Origin of the sequence: Haloterrigena alkaliphila (genome assembly GCF_017352155.2) — an archaeon.
Classification (GTDB): domain Archaea; phylum Halobacteriota; class Halobacteria; order Halobacteriales; family Natrialbaceae; genus Haloterrigena; species Haloterrigena alkaliphila.
The window spans coordinates 3,079,445-3,096,059 of record NZ_CP071462.1; the positions used below are offsets into that span (position 1 = coordinate 3,079,445).

Annotated in this window: 17 protein-coding genes; 5 read left to right on the forward strand and 12 right to left on the reverse strand. The window is 66.6% G+C overall.

Annotated elements, in window-relative coordinates; all coding sequences use genetic code 11:
* Window positions 1–113 precede the first annotated feature (113 nt).
* The gene (locus J0X25_RS33900) at window positions 114–818 is read left to right on the forward strand and encodes a hypothetical protein (protein ID WP_207288296.1); all 705 of its coding nucleotides are present in this window, start codon (window positions 114–116) and stop codon (window positions 816–818) included.
* A 122-nt stretch (window positions 819–940) separates the two neighbouring features.
* Here J0X25_RS33900 and J0X25_RS33905 read toward each other — a convergent pair whose 3' ends face one another.
* The 6 genes from J0X25_RS33905 to cyaB all read right to left on the reverse strand — a co-directional run bounded on the left by J0X25_RS33905 (window position 941) and on the right by cyaB (window position 6,958).
* Window positions 941–1,624 (reverse strand): DUF5804 family protein, encoded by a 684-nt coding sequence (locus tag J0X25_RS33905; RefSeq protein WP_207288297.1) that lies wholly within the window; start codon window positions 1,622–1,624, stop codon window positions 941–943.
* A 112-nt stretch (window positions 1,625–1,736) separates the two neighbouring features.
* On the reverse strand, window positions 1,737–2,915 hold the full coding sequence (locus J0X25_RS33910; RefSeq protein WP_207288298.1) for a tRNA sulfurtransferase: 1,179 nt from the start codon (window positions 2,913–2,915) through the stop codon (window positions 1,737–1,739).
* 86 nt (window positions 2,916–3,001) lie between these two features.
* Window positions 3,002–3,487: an ester cyclase gene (locus J0X25_RS33915; RefSeq protein WP_207288299.1), complete on the reverse strand. Its 486-nt coding sequence runs from the start codon at window positions 3,485–3,487 to the stop codon at window positions 3,002–3,004.
* 160 nt (window positions 3,488–3,647) lie between these two features.
* Window positions 3,648–4,877, reverse strand: coding sequence for an MFS transporter (locus J0X25_RS33920; protein ID WP_207288300.1), 1,230 nt, complete (start codon window positions 4,875–4,877; stop codon window positions 3,648–3,650).
* 176 nt (window positions 4,878–5,053) lie between these two features.
* Window positions 5,054–6,259, reverse strand: coding sequence for a methionine adenosyltransferase (locus J0X25_RS33925; protein WP_207288301.1), 1,206 nt, complete (start codon window positions 6,257–6,259; stop codon window positions 5,054–5,056).
* A 129-nt stretch (window positions 6,260–6,388) separates the two neighbouring features.
* The gene (cyaB, locus tag J0X25_RS33930; RefSeq protein ID WP_207288302.1) at window positions 6,389–6,958 is read right to left on the reverse strand and encodes a class IV adenylate cyclase; all 570 of its coding nucleotides are present in this window, start codon (window positions 6,956–6,958) and stop codon (window positions 6,389–6,391) included.
* Window positions 6,959–7,052: 94 nt separating this feature from the next.
* Here cyaB and J0X25_RS33935 point away from each other — a divergent pair, with 94 nt between their 5' ends.
* Window positions 7,053–8,030: an FKBP-type peptidyl-prolyl cis-trans isomerase gene (locus tag J0X25_RS33935; RefSeq protein ID WP_207288303.1), complete on the forward strand. Its 978-nt coding sequence runs from the start codon at window positions 7,053–7,055 to the stop codon at window positions 8,028–8,030.
* A 279-nt stretch (window positions 8,031–8,309) separates the two neighbouring features.
* Here J0X25_RS33935 and J0X25_RS33940 read toward each other — a convergent pair whose 3' ends face one another.
* Entirely contained in the window at window positions 8,310–8,933 is a 624-nt protein-coding gene (locus J0X25_RS33940) for an RAD55 family ATPase (RefSeq protein ID WP_207288304.1), read from the reverse strand.
* A gap of 254 nt (window positions 8,934–9,187) precedes the next feature.
* On the opposite strand from J0X25_RS33940, the gene pyrB reads away from it, so the two are divergent.
* The 3 genes from pyrB to J0X25_RS33955 all read left to right on the forward strand — a co-directional run bounded on the left by pyrB (window position 9,188) and on the right by J0X25_RS33955 (window position 11,911).
* On the forward strand, window positions 9,188–10,141 hold the full coding sequence (gene pyrB / locus J0X25_RS33945; RefSeq protein ID WP_207288306.1) for an aspartate carbamoyltransferase: 954 nt from the start codon (window positions 9,188–9,190) through the stop codon (window positions 10,139–10,141).
* Window positions 10,134–10,622 carry an aspartate carbamoyltransferase regulatory subunit gene (gene pyrI / locus J0X25_RS33950; RefSeq protein WP_207288307.1) on the forward strand — a complete coding sequence of 163 codons (489 nt, stop codon included), beginning with the start codon at window positions 10,134–10,136 and terminating at the stop codon, window positions 10,620–10,622. The genes pyrB and pyrI overlap by 8 nt, the downstream gene beginning before the upstream one ends.
* 449 nt (window positions 10,623–11,071) lie before the next feature.
* Complete coding sequence (locus J0X25_RS33955; RefSeq protein ID WP_207288308.1) at window positions 11,072–11,911, forward strand: hypothetical protein; 840 nt, start codon at window positions 11,072–11,074, stop codon at window positions 11,909–11,911.
* Window positions 11,912–12,075: 164 nt separating this feature from the next.
* On the opposite strand, the gene J0X25_RS33960 is transcribed toward J0X25_RS33955, so the two are convergent.
* The 5 genes from J0X25_RS33960 to J0X25_RS33980 all read right to left on the reverse strand — a co-directional run bounded on the left by J0X25_RS33960 (window position 12,076) and on the right by J0X25_RS33980 (window position 16,540).
* Window positions 12,076–12,825, reverse strand: a complete 750-nt coding sequence (locus J0X25_RS33960) for a hypothetical protein (protein WP_207288309.1) — start codon at window positions 12,823–12,825, stop codon at window positions 12,076–12,078.
* A gap of 93 nt (window positions 12,826–12,918) precedes the next feature.
* The gene (locus tag J0X25_RS33965; protein WP_207288310.1) at window positions 12,919–13,686 is read right to left on the reverse strand and encodes an enoyl-CoA hydratase/isomerase family protein; all 768 of its coding nucleotides are present in this window, start codon (window positions 13,684–13,686) and stop codon (window positions 12,919–12,921) included.
* A gap of 220 nt (window positions 13,687–13,906) precedes the next feature.
* Window positions 13,907–14,575: a helix-turn-helix domain-containing protein gene (locus J0X25_RS33970; protein ID WP_207288311.1), complete on the reverse strand. Its 669-nt coding sequence runs from the start codon at window positions 14,573–14,575 to the stop codon at window positions 13,907–13,909.
* A 133-nt stretch (window positions 14,576–14,708) separates the two neighbouring features.
* On the reverse strand, window positions 14,709–15,572 hold the full coding sequence (locus tag J0X25_RS33975) for an ABC transporter permease (RefSeq protein ID WP_425600918.1): 864 nt from the start codon (window positions 15,570–15,572) through the stop codon (window positions 14,709–14,711).
* Window positions 15,569–16,540 (reverse strand): extracellular solute-binding protein, encoded by a 972-nt coding sequence (locus tag J0X25_RS33980; RefSeq protein ID WP_207288312.1) that lies wholly within the window; start codon window positions 16,538–16,540, stop codon window positions 15,569–15,571. The genes J0X25_RS33975 and J0X25_RS33980 overlap by 4 nt, the downstream gene beginning before the upstream one ends.
* Window positions 16,541–16,615: the final 75 nt, after the last annotated feature.

The following is a 16,615-nucleotide window of genomic DNA, read 5'->3' on the forward strand; positions in this document are numbered from 1 at the left end:
CTCGCCTGGTCCGACGCTTCGAGCGGCCACCGATCGGGTCTCGAGCCGCGTAGCGAAAATCGTTCTTTTACCTTGGCCAACCCCTTTGCGGTGTGCGCGTCTCACTGCGAGTAATGACGGATCGATCGCGACGAACGGTCCTGTGTGGAACCGCCGGCCTGGTCGCCCTCACCGCCGGCTGCCTCGACCAGATGGGCACGTCGGGGAACGGCGAGAACGACGACGGCAACGGTGACAGCCCCAGCGACGACGGGCCGGGATCCGCCGGGTCCGACGGTGAATCCGACGACGGAACCGGATCGAGCAGCCTCGAGACGTACGACGCCACCGCCTTCACCCGAAACAAGCCCGTCGATCCCGCCGGGACGCTCTTCGTCGACGCCGACCGCGCCGATAGCTGGCTCGCGGAACGCGGTCTCGACGAGGAGGAGTACCTCGAGTTCGTCGCCGACACCGTGTTCGACGACTCGGTCCTGCTGGCCCTCGAGGCCGAAGCGCCGCAACTGAACTACGAACTCGCGCTCGAGACGGTGGCGGTTGACGCGCCAACTGAAGAGGGTAGAGACGGCGACGGAGACCACGAGGGGACCCTCACCATCGAAGCGGCCGTCACCGAGACGTCGGACGACGAGGGATCGAGCGACGTCGGCGGGACGCAGATGATCTCCGTCGGTCAACTCGTCCGGGCGACGTTCGACGGCGAACCGCTAACCGAGGCGTCCGTAACGATCGTCGGCCACGACGGCACCTCGCACGAGTTCGGTATGGCCGTCGATAGTTCGAGCGAATCGGCGCCCGAGCCGGACGAAGACGCGTGATCTCGGCAGAACGAGACGACTGAGGAAGCGAGCATTTTGCCGACGACCTCGAGACGCCCGCACGTCTCGAGCGCGAGACGAACGGTGCCCTCGTGTCGGCTATCGGTTTGGGAGACGGAGCCTCACGGCGAGTGTTCGGCCTCGGTTACGCGAACGACGAGCGTGTCCTCGACGTCCCGGAGGTCGTACTCGGGAAGCTCGCCGCCGGTCCGGCGCACGTACAGCGGTTCGACCAGCCGCCAGGTCGTGTCGTGGGTTGGCGTCGCGTCGTCTGCGGTCGCGTCGTCGTCTGCTGTCGTGTCGTCGTCTGCTGTCGTGTCGTCGTCTGCGGTCGCGTCGTCGTCTGCTGTCGTGTCGACGCTCGAGTCGGCCGAATCGTTCGAGTCGGTCCCGCCGCTTCCGTTCCTCGAATCGCTCGAATCCGCAGTGGCGGCGCCGTCCGCGTCGGTGTCGGCTACCGGCTCCGGGCCGACCCGCTCGAGGCCGTAGATCTTGCAGAACTCGGCGGTCCCGGCGGGTTCGATCTCGCCGTTGCGCAACGCCTTCGCCAGCGGCCGCGAGAGCCACTCCTCCTCGCTGACGCTGGGCTCTAAGACGAGCGCCTCGTCGACGAAGCGGATGAGGTACCAGTTCAGGTCGTTCAGCAAGGAGACGGCAGCGCCGACGCTGACCGTCCGCAGCGCGAGCGAGTTTTCGAAGGGGCGCGTCAGGTCGTAGGTCGCGAGCGCCTCGCGGGACGTCTCTCGGGAGAGGAGTTCGTACTGAAGGTTGCAGTCGTCCTTCCCGATGAGACAGACGCGGGTCACTAGCTTGCAGTGCGTGCGTCGGCGTAATGGGGATTACGGAACGTCGCCAAACCTGAGATGTCGACGTCGGATCGGGACCCTCCCGATCGAAACGCGGTTTCTCGCGATCGACTCACGGCTCGACCAGTTCCGCGTTCCGCGCCGCTTCCTCGGCGCGCTCGAGCAGGTCGTCGGGTTCGTGCTCGAGCAGCGGCTCGAGGCGGGCGTTGGTCTCGACGCGGTCGGGGGTGACGCGGTTGCAGCCGGCGTTGATCGTCGACTGGGTGTACGTGCCGATCTCGCGGGCCTGAGCCACGATGTCCTGTTTGTCGCTGGTGAGCAGCGGGCGGTGGATCGGGAGGTCGGTGACGCGGCTGGTCACCCCGAGGTTCTGGACGGTCTGACTGGACTTCTGGCCGACCGACTCGCCGGTGACGATGCCGTGGGCGTCGACGCGCTCGGCGAGCGTCTCGGCGGCCCGGTAGAAGAAGCGCCGGAGCGAGAGCATCCGTCCCTGTTCCATCTCCGCGACCAGCAGGTCGACGGCCTCGCCGCCCGGAATCTCGTAGACCTGCATGTCGAAGTTGGGCGCGTATTCCGAAAGCGTCCGGACGGTGTCCATCGCGCGGGCCACGTGGTCGACTCCGCCGTAGTCGCCGAGATCCACGTACGCCGGGACGATCGGACTCCCGCGCTTCATCATCTCGTAGGCTGCGACGGGCGAGTCGATCCCGCCGCTGACCAGCGCGACGACCGGTTCCTGGGCGCCGAGGGGGAGTCCGCCCGGCCCCGGGGCCTTTTCGAGGTAGACGAAGGCGCTCTCGTCGCGAACTTCGACGCCGAAGGTGACGTCGGGGTCGTCGAGGTCGACTTCGGGCTCGAACTCGTCCTCGACGGCCTCCCAGATAGCGGTACCGCCCTCGCGGGCCAGCTCCTCGCTGTCGTAGGGTACCTGCTTGTTCGCCCGACGCGCGTCGACCGCGAACGTCCCGCCGTCGTACCGCTCGCGGGCGATTTCGGCCAGCGCGTCGACGATGGTCGCCTTCTCGGTGCCGACGGTCAGGGCTGGACTCGCGGAGACCACGCCGAAGGCGTCGGTCACGGCGTCGGTCGCGTCCGCGACGGCGTCCTCGGTCGTGTGGACCAGCGGTCGATTCCACCGGCGTTCGACCTCGCCGGGGATCGACCGGTCGGCCAGCAGGGCCTCGACGTTCTCGGCGAGAATCCCCACCATGTACCGCTTGACGGTGTCGCTCTTGGTGTTGAGGTCCCCGTGGCGGACGAGGACGGTATCGGCTCCCGGAGGGTGCATGGACTGTGATAGTCGGCCCCGGCTATAAGGGGATTACGAGGGTGGCGCGGATTGCGGGCGCGCTCGAGTCGAAGACGGGCGGGCGCCTACCGCGGACCGGTCAGTTTCCGCCACGCCAGTTTCGGCAGCTGTCCCAGGATTGCCGGGACGTCGAGGCCGAGTTGCGTCCGGACCTCGGCCACGTCCCAGTACGCGCGATCCGCCACGAGTTTGTCGTCCTCGAGGCGGTGGATCGACATCCCCCGAACCTGTAGCCGACGGCCGGTCGGCGGAATCACACCCATCGGCCCGTCGTGGATCGCCGTGAGCGTCCACTCGGACGCGACGACGTCGCCCTCGGCGACGAGCGCGTCGATCGCGACGTGAAAGTCCGAGAACGACGATTTCGTTCGGCGGAGGTGCGCGTACAACTCGCGGGGTCCCCGGACCGGCGTCGATAGCGTGGGGTCGTCGTAGATGACCGAGTCGGCGACGAACTCCGGCACCCGGTCGAACCGGTGGTCCTGCCAGATCTCGGTCACGTAGTCGCGGACGATCCGTACGTTCTCCCGTTCGATCGCTGTTGCTGCCATGGTATTCCTCCTGAATACGCCCTCGCGTCGCTCGCGGGCTCTCGAGGAGACGGGGCGGCGAGAACGTGTCCCACTAGAGGCGGCCAGAATAGATAGCTGTTACCACACGCCAGTAGATGGGTCGCGAGGGAGCGGCCGTCCGACGGTGAACCTCGAGCCGTCAGCCGACGGACTCGCCGACGGTCGGACTTACGCTGCCGGTGTGGACGTAGATACCGATGACCAGTACCACGCCGGCGAGCATCGGCACGACGGCGCTGGCCGCGTAGATGAACTCGAAGCCGAGCGTATCGACCAGCGGGAGGGAGACCATCGGTCCGAGGCCGCCGCCGACGTCGCCGAAGACGTTGTTCGTTCCCATGGCGCGGCCGACGCGCTCCTCGGGCGTGAGATCGGCCAGCAGCGCCGTCAGCGGGCCGCCGACCCCGCCCTGTCCGGCGCCGATCAGGAGGCACGCGAGGACCAGCACCTCGAACCGCGAGCCGAAGGCGAGGACGGCGAAGCCGACGCAGGAGGTGACCAGAAAGGCGAGCATGACGGGGACGCGCGCGCCGACGGCGTCCGAGAGCGCGCCGCCGCCGAGCGTGAACACCGATCCCGCCAGCACCGTGACGGCCATCAGCATCCCCGACGAGCCCTGCGCGTCGAGCCCGAAGATGGAGACGGCCCGCGCGTCGAGCAGCAGGACCAGCGTCGAGAAGAGGACGCCGATGTACGCGAAGTAGAGCCCGAAGTTGACGAGTCCGATCGTCAGCGCCGGGACGCTCCGTTCGACGTCCCAGGGTTTGATCGCCCGCTGCTCGCCCTCGACGTGCGTCTCGGGAACGATGACGTACGCGATCACGCTCGCGAGTCCGGCGAAGGAGGCCGCGAGGACGAACGCCTCGACGTTGCCCCAGAGGTCGCTGACGACGCCGCCCAGCACCAGCCCCGCGGGGAAGCCGAAGGTGATCCCCGCGCGAACGATCCCCATGCTCGTCCCCCGCGACTCGGCCTCGCTGACGTCGGCGGTGATCGTGTAGGCGGTCGCGAAGACGAGCGCGCTGCCGATCCCCCAGAGGATCCGGGCGACCATGAACCAGAACTCGGGGAACGACGAGAGGATCGCCACGACGTACATGAACGTCGCGACGCCCTCGATCGCCAGTCCCGCGATGAACGGCGTCCGGGTGCCGATCCGGTCGACGAGGACGCCGGCCGGCGCGTTGGCCACGAGTCGCGTGAACCGGTTGGCGCTCAGGATGAGGCCGACCATGAACGCCGAGATTCCGAGCACCTCGCCCAGATTCGGCAGGATCGGAAAGATCACGCCGCCGCCGAAGCCGACGAAGAAGGTACTGGCGACGACGGCGAGGACGACGCGGTTCGAACCTGACGCGGGGCGTTTCACTGGCGATCGCTCTCGAGACGTTTCGATTCGTAACTCGCTATGCGAAGGCCACTCCGCCGCGGCCAAAGGGTCTGTCGGAACCGGTCACCGTGACCGACTCGAGACGACCGTCTCGGCCGGGCAAGCGCCGTTACGGCGGGGCCCTGTAGTCGACCAAGATCGAACGCCCGGCCTCGTCAGAACGTCGAGAGTTCGCCCTCGATCACGCGACGGGTGACCCCCGTGACGTCGGCGAGTTCCCGATCGACGATGGTCTCGACCTCGCCCTCGACGTCGCCCAGCGCGACGCCCTCGTCCGTGACGACCTCGACGTCGGCGACGTGGGGCTGATCGATCGGGCGCCCGATCTGGGAGAGCAGTCGCACGCGCAGGTCGCGGATGCCGTCGACGTCGTCGACGACCGACTCCGCGATCTCCGTCGAGAGCAGGTTGTAGATCTTCCCGATGTGATTCACGGGGTTCTTGCCGCTGGTGGCCTCCATCGACATCGAGCGATTGGGGGTGATGAGGCCGTTCGCGCGGTTACCCCGACCGACGGAACCGTCGTCGCCCTGTTCGGCGGAGGTCCCGGTGACGGTGAGGTAGATCGAGCCCTCGTCGTAGTCGTCGGCCGTGTTGACGTGGATGTCGACCGCGCGGTCGGTGTGCTCGTTCGCGACGCTCGAGACGAACTCGCGGACGGATTCGACGGCGTCGACGTAGGCGTCCATGTCCGCGATGTGCTCGTCGACCATCGCCGCGGCGACGGTGACGTCGATCTTGTCGCCCTCGCGCTTGCCCATGAGCTTCACGTCGGGACCCAGATACGGGTTCTCCTCGGCGAACTCGCCGTTGAGCCGCCGCTCGGCCTCGAGGACGATCTGCTCGGTCTCGGTCAGGGGCGCGTGGCCGACGCCGAAACTGGTGTCGTTGGCCATCGGGACGCTCACTTCGTCCTCGCCGAAGACCTCCTGCAGGTCGCCGCTGCCCTCGCCGAGTTTCACGTCGACGACGATCTCCTCGCCGACGGTGAGTTGGGGGATCTCGGACTCGAGGTACTCGCGGGCGGCCCGCAGCGCGATGGTCTCGGCGGGGATCATCTGGCCCTCGTAGCGTTTCGTCGCGCGGCCGACGATCAGCAGATAGATGGGGTCGACGACCTCGCCGCCGCCGAACGCGGGGGCCGCTTCGCCGGCGACCAGTTGCGTCTCGTCGGTGTTGAAGTGCAGGACCTCGCCGACCCGATCGAGGTACTCGCGGGCCAGCGCGCCGGCGACGGCCTCGGCGATGCCGTCACAGATCGAGTCGGGATGACCGATCCCTTTTCGCTCGACGATTTCGACTTGCTGATCCTCCACTGCCTGTCGGTCGATCGATTCGACCCGAATGTTCCGCTCGCTCATTACAGGCCGTTGGCGAGGCGTCGTTCTATAACTTGCGGATATGATTTCGGAGTCGTCTCATAACTGCGGGGAGTTATCGACCAATTTACTGTCACTAATACCTGCGCGTCACGTCGCCCGGTGATGAGGTCAGGAGTCCAGCAGCAATCCGAGGTACGACGTTCGGATCTGGTCGTCGGAATCCAGCCCCAGTCGCTCGAGCACCTCGTAGGCGCCCTCGCGGGCCGACTCGAGGTCGGCTTCGTCCTCGACCTCCCGCTCGACCTCGACGTATTCGCCGACGTCGTCGACCGCGTCGAGCGTGACCGTGTACCCCTCGAGGCTGAAGCGCTCGCGCTCCTTGCGGACCGTCGCGGCGGCCTCGAAGCCGAGGTTCGTCAGGACCGCGTCCATCGTCTCGCCGTTCTCGACGCCGGTCTCGTGTTCCTCGCGGCTCTTGGACTCGTCGTCCAGCAGCGGCCCCTTGTAGGTGATCCGGGTCTCCTCGACCGCCTCGCTGCCGCCGGCGGTCCACGTCTCCGCGCGCAGGCGCAGCGCCTCGTCGGTCTCGGGGAACGACCGGTGGGGCGCGTCGTAGTAGGTGTCCGCCTGCACGACGGTCCCCAGCGACGTCGGTTCGGCGTCGTCGGACTCGAGCGCCTCGAGTCGATCCCGGACGGCCGTCAGGTCCGCTGGAACCTTCACTTCGACCTCGTACATGGGCGGAGAGACGGTCAGCGCTCGTAAGTATCGGTCGCTCTCGATCTCGCGTGAAAACGTGTACCTTAAATGTTGACGGCGGGACGTACAACGTATGACCGAGGAACAGGAGGCCGAGCTCGAGGAGCAGGCCGATGACGTCGAAGATGAGGTAGCCGAAGACGAGGACGAGTCCGAGACCGAAGCCGAGGGGCTTCAGGAGGGCGACTTCGTCGAACTCGACTACACGGCGTACACCGCCGACGACGACCAGCTGGTCGACACGACCGACCCCGAGGTCGCCGAGGAGGAGGGCGTCGACGACCAGGGTCAGGAGTTCAAACCGCGGACGATCGTCCTCGGCGAGGGCCACATCTTCGAGGGCGTCGAGGATGCGGTCGTCGGCTCCGAACCCGGCGACACCGGGACCGTGACCGTCCCCGCCGAGGAGGCCTTCGGCGAGTACGACCCCGACGACGTCCAGACCGTCAGCGCCGAGAAGATCGACGAGGACGACCGCTACCCCGGCGCGAACGTGCAGATCGACGGCCAGCAGGGCTACATCAGCACGATCATCGGCGGCCGCGCACGCGTCGACTTCAACCACCCGCTGGCCGGCGAGGACGTCGAGTACGAGTACGAGGTCCTCGAGGAGGTCGACGACCGCGAACAGCAGGCCGCCGGCCTGTTCGAGATGTACCTCGGGATGGAGCCCGAGCTCTGGATCGAGACGGACGAGGTCGAGGAGGAGGTCCCCGTCGAACCCGACGAAGATGACGACGAGGACGCCGAGCCCGAGTTCGAGACCGAAACCGTCGAGAAGGAGACGCTCTACCTCGAGGCCACGCCCCAGATGACGATGAACCAGCAGTGGATGATGGGCAAACAGCAGATCGGCCAGGACGTCATCGAGAAGGTCGGCGTCGACCGCGTCATCGTCCAGGAGGTCATCGACGGCATGGGCGGCATGGGCATGGGCGGTATGATGGGCGGCATGGGCGGTATGGGCGGCGGCGACATCGAGGAGGCCCTCGAGGACGCCGACGTCGACGCCGACGAGATCGTCGAAGAACTCGAAGGCGCCGAGGAGTAAGCAGATCCGGTTCGTTTTTCGCGGTTTTTGGTCGTCACCGAGAGCCGTTGCTGTCGAAACGCTCGAGCAGACCCACGAGGGCAAGTATCCGTTCCAGCGACCTCATCGACCGATCAGTACAGGCGGAGAAGTGTGCACTCACCGCGAGCGACCGAAGGGAGCGAGCGGGCCGACGACCGACCCGTAGGGGAGGGAGGAGTGCTTTTAATCAACATTTTGCCGAGCGACCGAGCGAAACGAGGGAGCGCAGAGCAAAATGTTGGCAGGAGAAGTTGCCGATCAGGCGATGTCCCGGCTCGTGTCGATCGCGACTTCCTCCGTCAACTCGAGTTTGATCGCGTCGGTCGGCTGGGCGCCGCCGCGGAACTTGGGGATCGTCAGGTGGTTCTCGAGTTCGGTGCCGGCGATCTCGGTCCGGAGATCGAAGACGGCGTCGGCGGCGTGTTGGGTCCGCGACCGGTTCGTCGGCGCGTTGCCCTTCAGGCAGTGGAGGACGGCGATGGAGCCGGTGTCGAGCATCTGGGACTTGAGTTCGTTGAGGAAGTCGATGTACGCGCCGGTGTCGGACCGCTCGAGGACGTCCATCGTGTCGACGATGAGGTTCGCGCCGTCGGGGAGGGCCCCGATCAGGCGGGTCGCCTCCTCGAGGGGGTCGTCGCCGGTGACCTGGCGGACGGTCGGGCTACCGACCTCCGAGGGGGAGGATTCGATCGCGTGACGGACGGCGTCGTCCGAGCGCTCGGTCGTCAGATACAGGGTGCCGCGAGCGGCCGTCAGCTCGTAGAGCAGGAGCTCCGACTGGCTGGCTGCTTCGGCTGTGTACGCGACGATACAGCCCGGTGGAAGCCCGCCGTCGAGTTTGCGATCGAGAACGTCGATCCCGGTATCCAACCGACCGACCATACAATTGAGACCAATTACCGAAGCGCCCGCATAACTCTTTGGCTTCGACTCAGTCGCGCAGATATGACTATACTTTCCACTGATCAAAACGCCATCGCCGGGCCATCACCGCGCCATCAGCGGATCCAGTCAACCGGATACCGGCCCTCGAGGACGATCGGTGCCGTCGGCGGTCTGTGGAACCGGCGTCGACCGGCCGGCCGACGACGCCGAATGGAGAGATTCAAGAGGGCGCCAAGAGCTAACACGAACGAATGCGCCACGATCACCTCATCACGAGCAAACAGCTCTCGCGGGAGGACATCGAGACCGTCCTCGACCGGGCGGCCGAGATCGACGCCGACCCGTCGGCCGTCGCCGACCGCCACGCGAACACGTTGCTCGGACTGCTCTTCTTCGAGCCGAGTACGCGGACGAAGATGAGCTTCGAGACCGCGATGAAACGCCTCGGGGGCGACGTCGTCGACATGGGTTCGGTCGAGTCCTCGAGCGTGAAGAAAGGGGAGACGCTCGCCGACACCGTCCGCGTCATCGAGGGGTACGCCGACGCGCTCGTCCTGCGCCATCCCAAGCAGGGGGCGGCGACGATGGCCAGCGAGTACGTCGACGTGCCGCTGTTGAACGCGGGCGACGGAGCGGGCCACCACCCCACGCAGACGCTGCTGGATCTCTACACGATCCGGGAGAACGCCGGGCTGGACGACCTCACCGTCGGAATCATGGGCGATCTGAAGTACGGCCGGACCGTCCACTCGCTGGCCCACGCGCTGACGAACTTCGACGTCCGCCAGCACTTCGTCAGCCCGGAGAGCCTGCAGCTGCCCCGCGAGGTCGTCTACGACCTCCATCAGGCCGACGACGGCGCCGGAATCCGCGAACACGACTCGCTCGAGGAAGTCCTGCCGTCGCTGGACGTCCTCTACGTGACCCGGATCCAGCGCGAGCGGTTCCCCGACGAGCAGGAGTACCAGAAGGTCGCCGGCGAGTACCAGATCGGCCCCGAGGACCTCGAGGCGGCGAGCGACGACCTGACGATCATGCACCCGCTCCCGCGAGTCGACGAGATCGCGCCGGCGATCGACGAGACCGATCACGCGGCCTACTTCGATCAGGCCCACAACGGCGTCCCGGTTCGGATGGCGCTGCTCGATCTGTTTTTGAGCGACGACGGGGCCGGCGGCGCGCTCGGAGGTGATGGTGATGAGTGACGATCACGAGCACCACGACGGGAACGACGATCACGAACTCCGGGTCAGCAAGATCCGCGACGGGACCGTGATCGACCACGTCCGCGGCGGGCAGGCGCTGAACGTGCTGGCGATTCTCGGCATCGACGGTAGCGAGGGCGAGGAGCTCTCGGTCGGGATGAACGTCCCCTCCGATCGACTCGGGCGCAAGGACATCGTGAAGGTCGAGGGGCGGGAACTCAGCCAGGACGAGGTCGACGTGCTCTCGTTGATCGCGCCGGACGCGACGATCAACATCGTCCGCGACTACGAGGTGATCGAGAAACACCGCGTCGAACCCCCCGAGATCGTCGAAGGGGTGTTGTCCTGTCCCAACACCGGCTGTATCACGACCGGCGACGAACCGGTCACCTCCCGGTTCGAGGTGCTCGAGGACGGCGTGCGCTGTAGCTACTGCGGGACGATCGCCCGGGAAGAACTCGCGTCGCTGATCGAAACCTGATCGGGTCGGTTACCGTCGATCGCCACGCGCACCCGCCATCGCATCGGCGTCGTCGGCTCTGCGGTACCATTGACGACTCGAGGCGACGCCGGAACGAGTTCGGTCCCGCGGGTCCCAACCGGCAAACCGTTCTTCATTTTGAGCGACGTATCCAGAATATCTAAGTGGATGCCGAGAGACCGTTCGGACGTACATGTCCCGTACAGTGAAAATCGTCATCGCCCTGTTCGTCATCGCCGTCCTGTGGAAAGTCGTCTCGAGCGGCTCTTCCGACGTCGACATCGAAGAGGTCGAGTACGAACCGGTCGAATAACCCCGCAAACAGATCGCTCGCCACCGCGACCGCGCGGGACGCGTCGTCTCCGCGCGGTCGAGCCGTCGGTGACCGTCCGCGGACGATCACCGGTCGATTCCGAACGGCTTACGGGCGCGGCACCGTACTCCAAGGTATGTACGGCGTCGTCACGCGCAACGCTGCGGAAGTCCGGTGGCCGGAGTTCGATCGCGGCTTCTACGAGGTCAAGGACGTCACCGGCCGGTCCGCCGAACCGATCGAAGACGGCGTGAACATGGTCTCCTGTTTCGGCGACAACGCCGCCGCGGACGCCGATCCGTCGCTGGTTCCCGTCGACGACATGGGACGGCCGGCCGACCGGGAGCGGGAGTACTTCGACTGGGCCTACATCTGTCCCTCCCGCGAGGACTACCGCGAGGGCCTGTTCGACATCATCGACGACTGCGTCGACGCGAACCCGGACGTCCGCCTCGACGACATCGGCTTTCCGCGGGCGGAGTACTGTCGCTGCGGCGTTTGCGAGCGGGAATTCGAGCGGAGCGAGTACGACGACCGCATGGAGTGGCGGGCGAGCGTCATCACGGCGTTCGTCGAAGACGCCGTCGACCGCATCCCCGGCGACGTCTACATGACGCTCTACCCCGATCCCTACCCGGGCCACCTCTACGAACGGGCCGGCATCGACCTCGCGGCCGTCGAGGAGCACGTCGACGAGTTCGTCGTCCCCCTCTACGACACCGCCTACGAGACGACCTACTGGCTCGAGACCATCGCGAAGGGGTTCGAGAGCGCGCTCGAGACGCCGTTCGATATCGAGCTGTACGCGGTAAACGTCGACATCGACAACCTGATTCACGCGATCGAAGTCGCGGAGAACTACGGCAACGACGTCTTCTTCGGCTACGAGGCCAGCAACGCGCGCGCCGCCCTGCGACGCATGCGCGCCGACGACCGCGACGGCGTGACCCACGGCCAACCGGATTCGGAGTCCTGACACCTCACGGCGGTCCTCGAGGGGCGCCCTATCGGCCGATCGACGCGCTCGACACTCCGGACAGCCGGTGCGATCGACGAATCGGGAGCGGACGTGACCGCGAAAAAACGACTCGGCTCGAGAACCGACCGGGAGACGTCGGCGAACGTCGACGGGACGACCGGCTATCGGGTGTCGCTGCCGATCGTATCGTCGTCGTCGGAGCGGCGGTCGTCATCGTCGCCCAGCAACGAATCGTCGTCATCGTCATCGTCGCCGATGAAGCCATCATCGTCGGAGCGGCTATCGTCGTCGCCGATCAGGCCGTCGTCGTCGGATCGGCGATCGTTGTCGTCCCCAATGAGATCGTCGTCATTGGTGCCGCGATTGTCGTCGTCGCCGATCAGGCCATCGTCGTCCGAGCGGCGGTCGTTGTCGTCACCGATCAGCGAACCGTCGTCGCTGTCGTCACCGATCAGCCCATCGTCATCGGAGCGGCGATCGTTGTCATCTCCTATCAGGGAATCGTCGTCATTGTCGTCACCGATAAGGCCGTCATCGTCGGAGCGACGGTCGTCGTCGCCGATCAGGTCATCGTCGCCGCGGTCGGTACCGGTATCGGTCGTTCCCGTCGCGCCCGCGTCGAGGTCGGTCGTGCCACCGGCGCTCGTCGCGCCGCCGCCGGCGCTGCTCGAGAGTTCGCTCTCGAGGCGGACCTCGTCGTCCGTTACGCGGGCTACCGACTCCTCCTGGAGCGGGTAGGAGTCTTCGTCGGTGCCGCCCCAGCCGAGTTTAGCCTTGATCGTGTCTGTAATTCCGGGGTCCGGTTCGACGTGTGCTGTGCCGTGTTCGACGTCCGCGATGAGGCCGACCTCGTCGCCGTTCGCGTTGACGACGGTCTTGCCGACGTCGTCGTCGGTAAACTGTGGAGACATTGCATTCTACTAGTATGACAACAAAAAGGATGATTGTGGTGCTTGCGGTGGCTTGCGGCCCGAGTGACGGAAAATTGATGATTCGACGCCGGCTCAGGTGTCGAAATCGGGCTCTCGGTCCTCGAGGAAGGCGGCGACGCCTTCGGCGTGGTCGTCGGAGGTACGGGCCTGCACCTGGACGAGGTTCTCGTAGTCCAGCGCCTCCGACCAGTGGCGGCCGAGGTTCTCGTGCATCGCTCCCTTCATCATGCCGATGGTTTCGGTCGGCCGGCGGCGAAGTTGCTCGAGGGTCTCGTCGACCCGGTCGTCGAGTTCGTCGGCGGGAACCGCCTCGTTGAGCAAGTCGAGATCGGCCGCCCGCTCGGCGTCGAAGAACTCGCCGGTAAAGGCGAGCTTCTTGGCGGCCCGCAGGCCGACGATGCGGGGCAGCATGAACGTGCCGCCGGTGTCGGGAATCAGGCCGATCCGGACGAACGCACAGGAGAAGGTCGCGTCCGCGGCGGCGTAGGCGATGTCGGCCAGCGCGACGATCGACAACCCGGCGCCGATGGCGTCGCCGTTGACCTTCGCGACGATCGGGACGGGGCACTCGAGCATCGCCTCGACGACGCGACCGAAACTCTCCTCGACCTCCGTGTAGGCCTCGCGGGTCGTCTCGGGCTGCTCGGAGAGCGACTCGAGGTCGCCGCCGGCGCTGAACGCGTCGCCCTCGCCGGTGATGACGATCGCGTCGTACGCCGCGGGAGAGGCGTCCTCGATGGTGTCGGCCAGCGTTACGGCGATCTCTTTCGTCATGGCGTTGAGCGCAGCCGGTCGGTCGAACGCGATCCGGAGGACGTCGTCCTCGCTATCGACGTGCATACTCGAGGATCGTCCGCCGGATTCTTAACGGTAGTTGGTACGTCGGCTTCGGACGACCCGAGCGCATTCGGAACGCTGCGGCGCGGAGATGGCTCTCGGAGGAACTAAAACGGCTATCCGGACGCCAACGCTGGGAACGGCGACGTCGGTGCGAAAACATCGAGCGTGTCCGGGACCGAGTTGGACGGACCCGAGACGGCGTGACGGCACTGCGGCCGCGTCAGTTCGAGGGGACCGGGGGTGCGACGGTCTCGTCCTCGGAAACGTTCAGTTCCGAGGTGACCAGCGCGCGGTAGGCCCGGCGGAGTCGCTCCGAGAGGGCCTGGTGGGAGATGCCCAGTTCCTCGGACAGTTCCTGCATCGATACCTCGCGGGGGATCTCGAAGTAGCCGTGGTCGATGGCCGCGACGAGCGTTTCGTACTGTCGAGCGGTGAGGCCACACTGGCTGTGGGTCTCTTCCTCGAGGTCGAACAGGCGAACGATCGTCGGCGTGACGTCCGCCTCGTCGAGGCGGTCGTACAGCGAACTGACGCCCTCCCGCTCGGCAAACCGGATACTCAACAGCCACGTTTCTCCCGAGGCCGAGGCGCTCAGCACCGTGCCGCCCTTCTCCAGGACCAGTTCGAAGACGTCGACGGCGTCGGGTTCGAACTCGATGTCGTAGAGCCAGCGGTCGTCCTCGCTGTTGATCAGCGAGTACGCCCCGATGGCGGACGCATCGTCGAGCGCCGTCTCGATCTCGTCCTGCGAGGGGCCCGAAAGCCAGAGCCCGTGGCCGCTCGAGGCGATCACCCGCTCCATTTCACAGGTCAGTGACGGTACGGCCTCGAACAGTTCGCCGGTCCCGGTTCCGTCCGCCGGAATCTCGATGTCTGCGATCGATGTCATGAGTCTCAACTGTGGATACGACGGGATGTCCAATAACCCCGTTTCCAAAGAGATTAGCGACGATGAAGTCGAATTTCAGTATCTAAAGTCTGTACCGAATCGATGTATTTCGTCCGAGGAAATCATTATAGTGTCAGTAGCGGCCGGAGCGCCCGACCAGCAGGTGGACGAGGCCGACGACCACGACCGTGATCGCGAGCAACGCCAGCGCGATCGGGACGATCGCCTCGAGTCCCCGGGAGATCCGCAACACCTCGATCCGGGTCGGCATCGTCCGGGGGTTGTAGGCGACCATCGTGGTGGCGCCGAACTCGCCGATCGCGCGCACGAACGTCAGGACGATGCCGGCGGCGATGGCGTTACGCGCGAGCGGCAGCGAGACCCGTCGCGCCGTCTCGATGCGACCGTGGCCGAGCGTTCGGGCGGCCTCCTCGAGGCGCGGGTCGACGTCGTCGAACCCGGCGCGGGCGGTGACGACGAGAAACGGGGCGGCGACGAACGTCTGGGCGAGGATCACGCCGGCGTAGCTGTCGGTCAGCGGGACGCCGAGCGCCGCCGCCGCGGCGCCGATCGGGGTGTGGCGCCCGGCGACGGTCAGCAACATGACGCCGCCCACGATCGGCGGCAGGACGAGCGGCAGGAGAACGGCGGCCTCGACGAGGCGTTTCCCGCGGAAGGTGGCCCGCGAGAGGACGTACGCGAGCGGGACGCCGAGGACGGTCGCGATCGCCGTCGAGATCGACGCCGTCACCAGCGAGGTTCCGATCGCGTCTCGAGTCGCCGGCTCGCCCAGCCCGTCGAGCACGTCGGCCGAACCGACCTGCCCGAAGAAGAGCGCGAAGGGGACGACGAAGTACGCGAGCAATACGGCCGCCAGCAGCGCAGGGATTGCCATCCCGCCGGTCAGTCGCTCGAGGGCGTTCCCGCCCGCCGTAGCCGCGTTCGGGGGTCGATTCGTGCCACCGTTCGTCTCGGCCGTCTGCGAGCCGTCGGTCACGGTTCGATCGCCTCCGGGGCGGCGCCGTGGAGTCGGGGAAGCGACCCGCCGACGCGCAGGCCGTGCTCCTCGAGCAGCGCCGGTCGCTCCAGCAGGAAGGAGACGAACTCGCGGCCGTACTCGGGAGCATCGGCGTCGGTGGCGACCGTCGCGTTGTAGACCGCGGGTCGCCCCTCGATCGTCCGTCCCTCGTCGGTCGTGTACGTCGCCTCGGCGTACTGCGACGCGTATTCCGGATTCGCGAAGTTGTAGGCGTCCGGCAGCGAGCGGAAGGGGAGGTCGTGGTCGAGGGCCATGTTCCGGTAGGTAACCGCGCAGGCCCGCGTGCCGGATTCGACGCCCGTGAGCAACTGCGGTTCGTCGGGAACCAGCGCGACGCGTTCGAGCATCGCGTCGCGAAATTCCTCGAGGCCCTCGGCCCGTTCGACGAGTTCGAACAGGTGGACGGCGCGGTAGCCCAGCGGATCCAGATCGGGGTCGCTGATCGCGACGTCGCCCGCGTCGGCGTCGGCGAACGCCTCGTACCACGGCTCGTCGCTATCGAGTCGCGCGCCGAGGTCGGTCTCGGGAGCGTACGCGATGCCGACCTCGTTGGCCGCGAAGGTCACGTCCCAGTCGGCCTGCTGGGGATAGAGCCGATCCCGCAGCAGTTGCGCGTCGGCGCTGACGACCACGTCGGGGTGTTTGGTCCCCTCCTCGAGCAGTCGCATGACGGCGTTCGAGCCGTGGTACTCCCCTCCGTAGCTGACGTCCTGCGCCGCCTCGAACGCCGGACCGACGTGTTCCTCGAGGACGACGGCGAGGCTCCCCGCCGCGAGGACGCGGACCCGGTCCGACGAGCCGAGACAGCCCGCGACGCCGACGAGTCCCGCGACCGCAGACCCTGCGGCAGCGAGGAACGAACGGCGTCCACGGGAGTGGGGCCCGAGTCCGGGTGTCGCTCCGGACGCGCCGTCGTCACTCTTCATACGTTCCCCTCGACTTCCCACGTCAATATAACTGGTTTCCGTTCCAACCTTGTGGGAACATAACCGGAATTGGTT

What these genes read in the sequence shown, in the direction of transcription:
- J0X25_RS33910 (WP_207288298.1), bottom strand. Translation starts at nt 2,915, where the DNA reads ATGCACCCTCCGGGAGCCGATACCGTCCTCGTCCGCCACGGGGACCTC.
- J0X25_RS33940 (WP_207288304.1), bottom strand. Translation starts at nt 8,933, where the DNA reads ATGGTCGGTCGGTTGGATACCGGGATCGACGTTCTCGATCGCAAACTC.
- J0X25_RS33915 (WP_207288299.1), bottom strand. Translation starts at nt 3,487, where the DNA reads ATGGCAGCAACAGCGATCGAACGGGAGAACGTACGGATCGTCCGCGAC.
- J0X25_RS33925 (WP_207288301.1), bottom strand. Translation starts at nt 6,259, where the DNA reads ATGAGCGAGCGGAACATTCGGGTCGAATCGATCGACCGACAGGCAGTG.
- pyrI (WP_207288307.1), top strand. Translation starts at nt 10,134, where the DNA reads ATGAGTGACGATCACGAGCACCACGACGGGAACGACGATCACGAACTC.
- J0X25_RS33935 (WP_207288303.1), top strand. Translation starts at nt 7,053, where the DNA reads ATGACCGAGGAACAGGAGGCCGAGCTCGAGGAGCAGGCCGATGACGTC.
- J0X25_RS33955 (WP_207288308.1), top strand. Translation starts at nt 11,072, where the DNA reads ATGTACGGCGTCGTCACGCGCAACGCTGCGGAAGTCCGGTGGCCGGAG.
- J0X25_RS33900 (WP_207288296.1), top strand. Translation starts at nt 114, where the DNA reads ATGACGGATCGATCGCGACGAACGGTCCTGTGTGGAACCGCCGGCCTG.
- cyaB (WP_207288302.1), bottom strand. Translation starts at nt 6,958, where the DNA reads ATGTACGAGGTCGAAGTGAAGGTTCCAGCGGACCTGACGGCCGTCCGG.
- pyrB (WP_207288306.1), top strand. Translation starts at nt 9,188, where the DNA reads ATGCGCCACGATCACCTCATCACGAGCAAACAGCTCTCGCGGGAGGAC.
- J0X25_RS33965 (WP_207288310.1), bottom strand. Translation starts at nt 13,686, where the DNA reads ATGCACGTCGATAGCGAGGACGACGTCCTCCGGATCGCGTTCGACCGA.
- J0X25_RS33980 (WP_207288312.1), bottom strand. Translation starts at nt 16,540, where the DNA reads ATGAAGAGTGACGACGGCGCGTCCGGAGCGACACCCGGACTCGGGCCC.
- J0X25_RS33970 (WP_207288311.1), bottom strand. Translation starts at nt 14,575, where the DNA reads ATGACATCGATCGCAGACATCGAGATTCCGGCGGACGGAACCGGGACC.
- J0X25_RS33960 (WP_207288309.1), bottom strand. Translation starts at nt 12,825, where the DNA reads ATGTCTCCACAGTTTACCGACGACGACGTCGGCAAGACCGTCGTCAAC.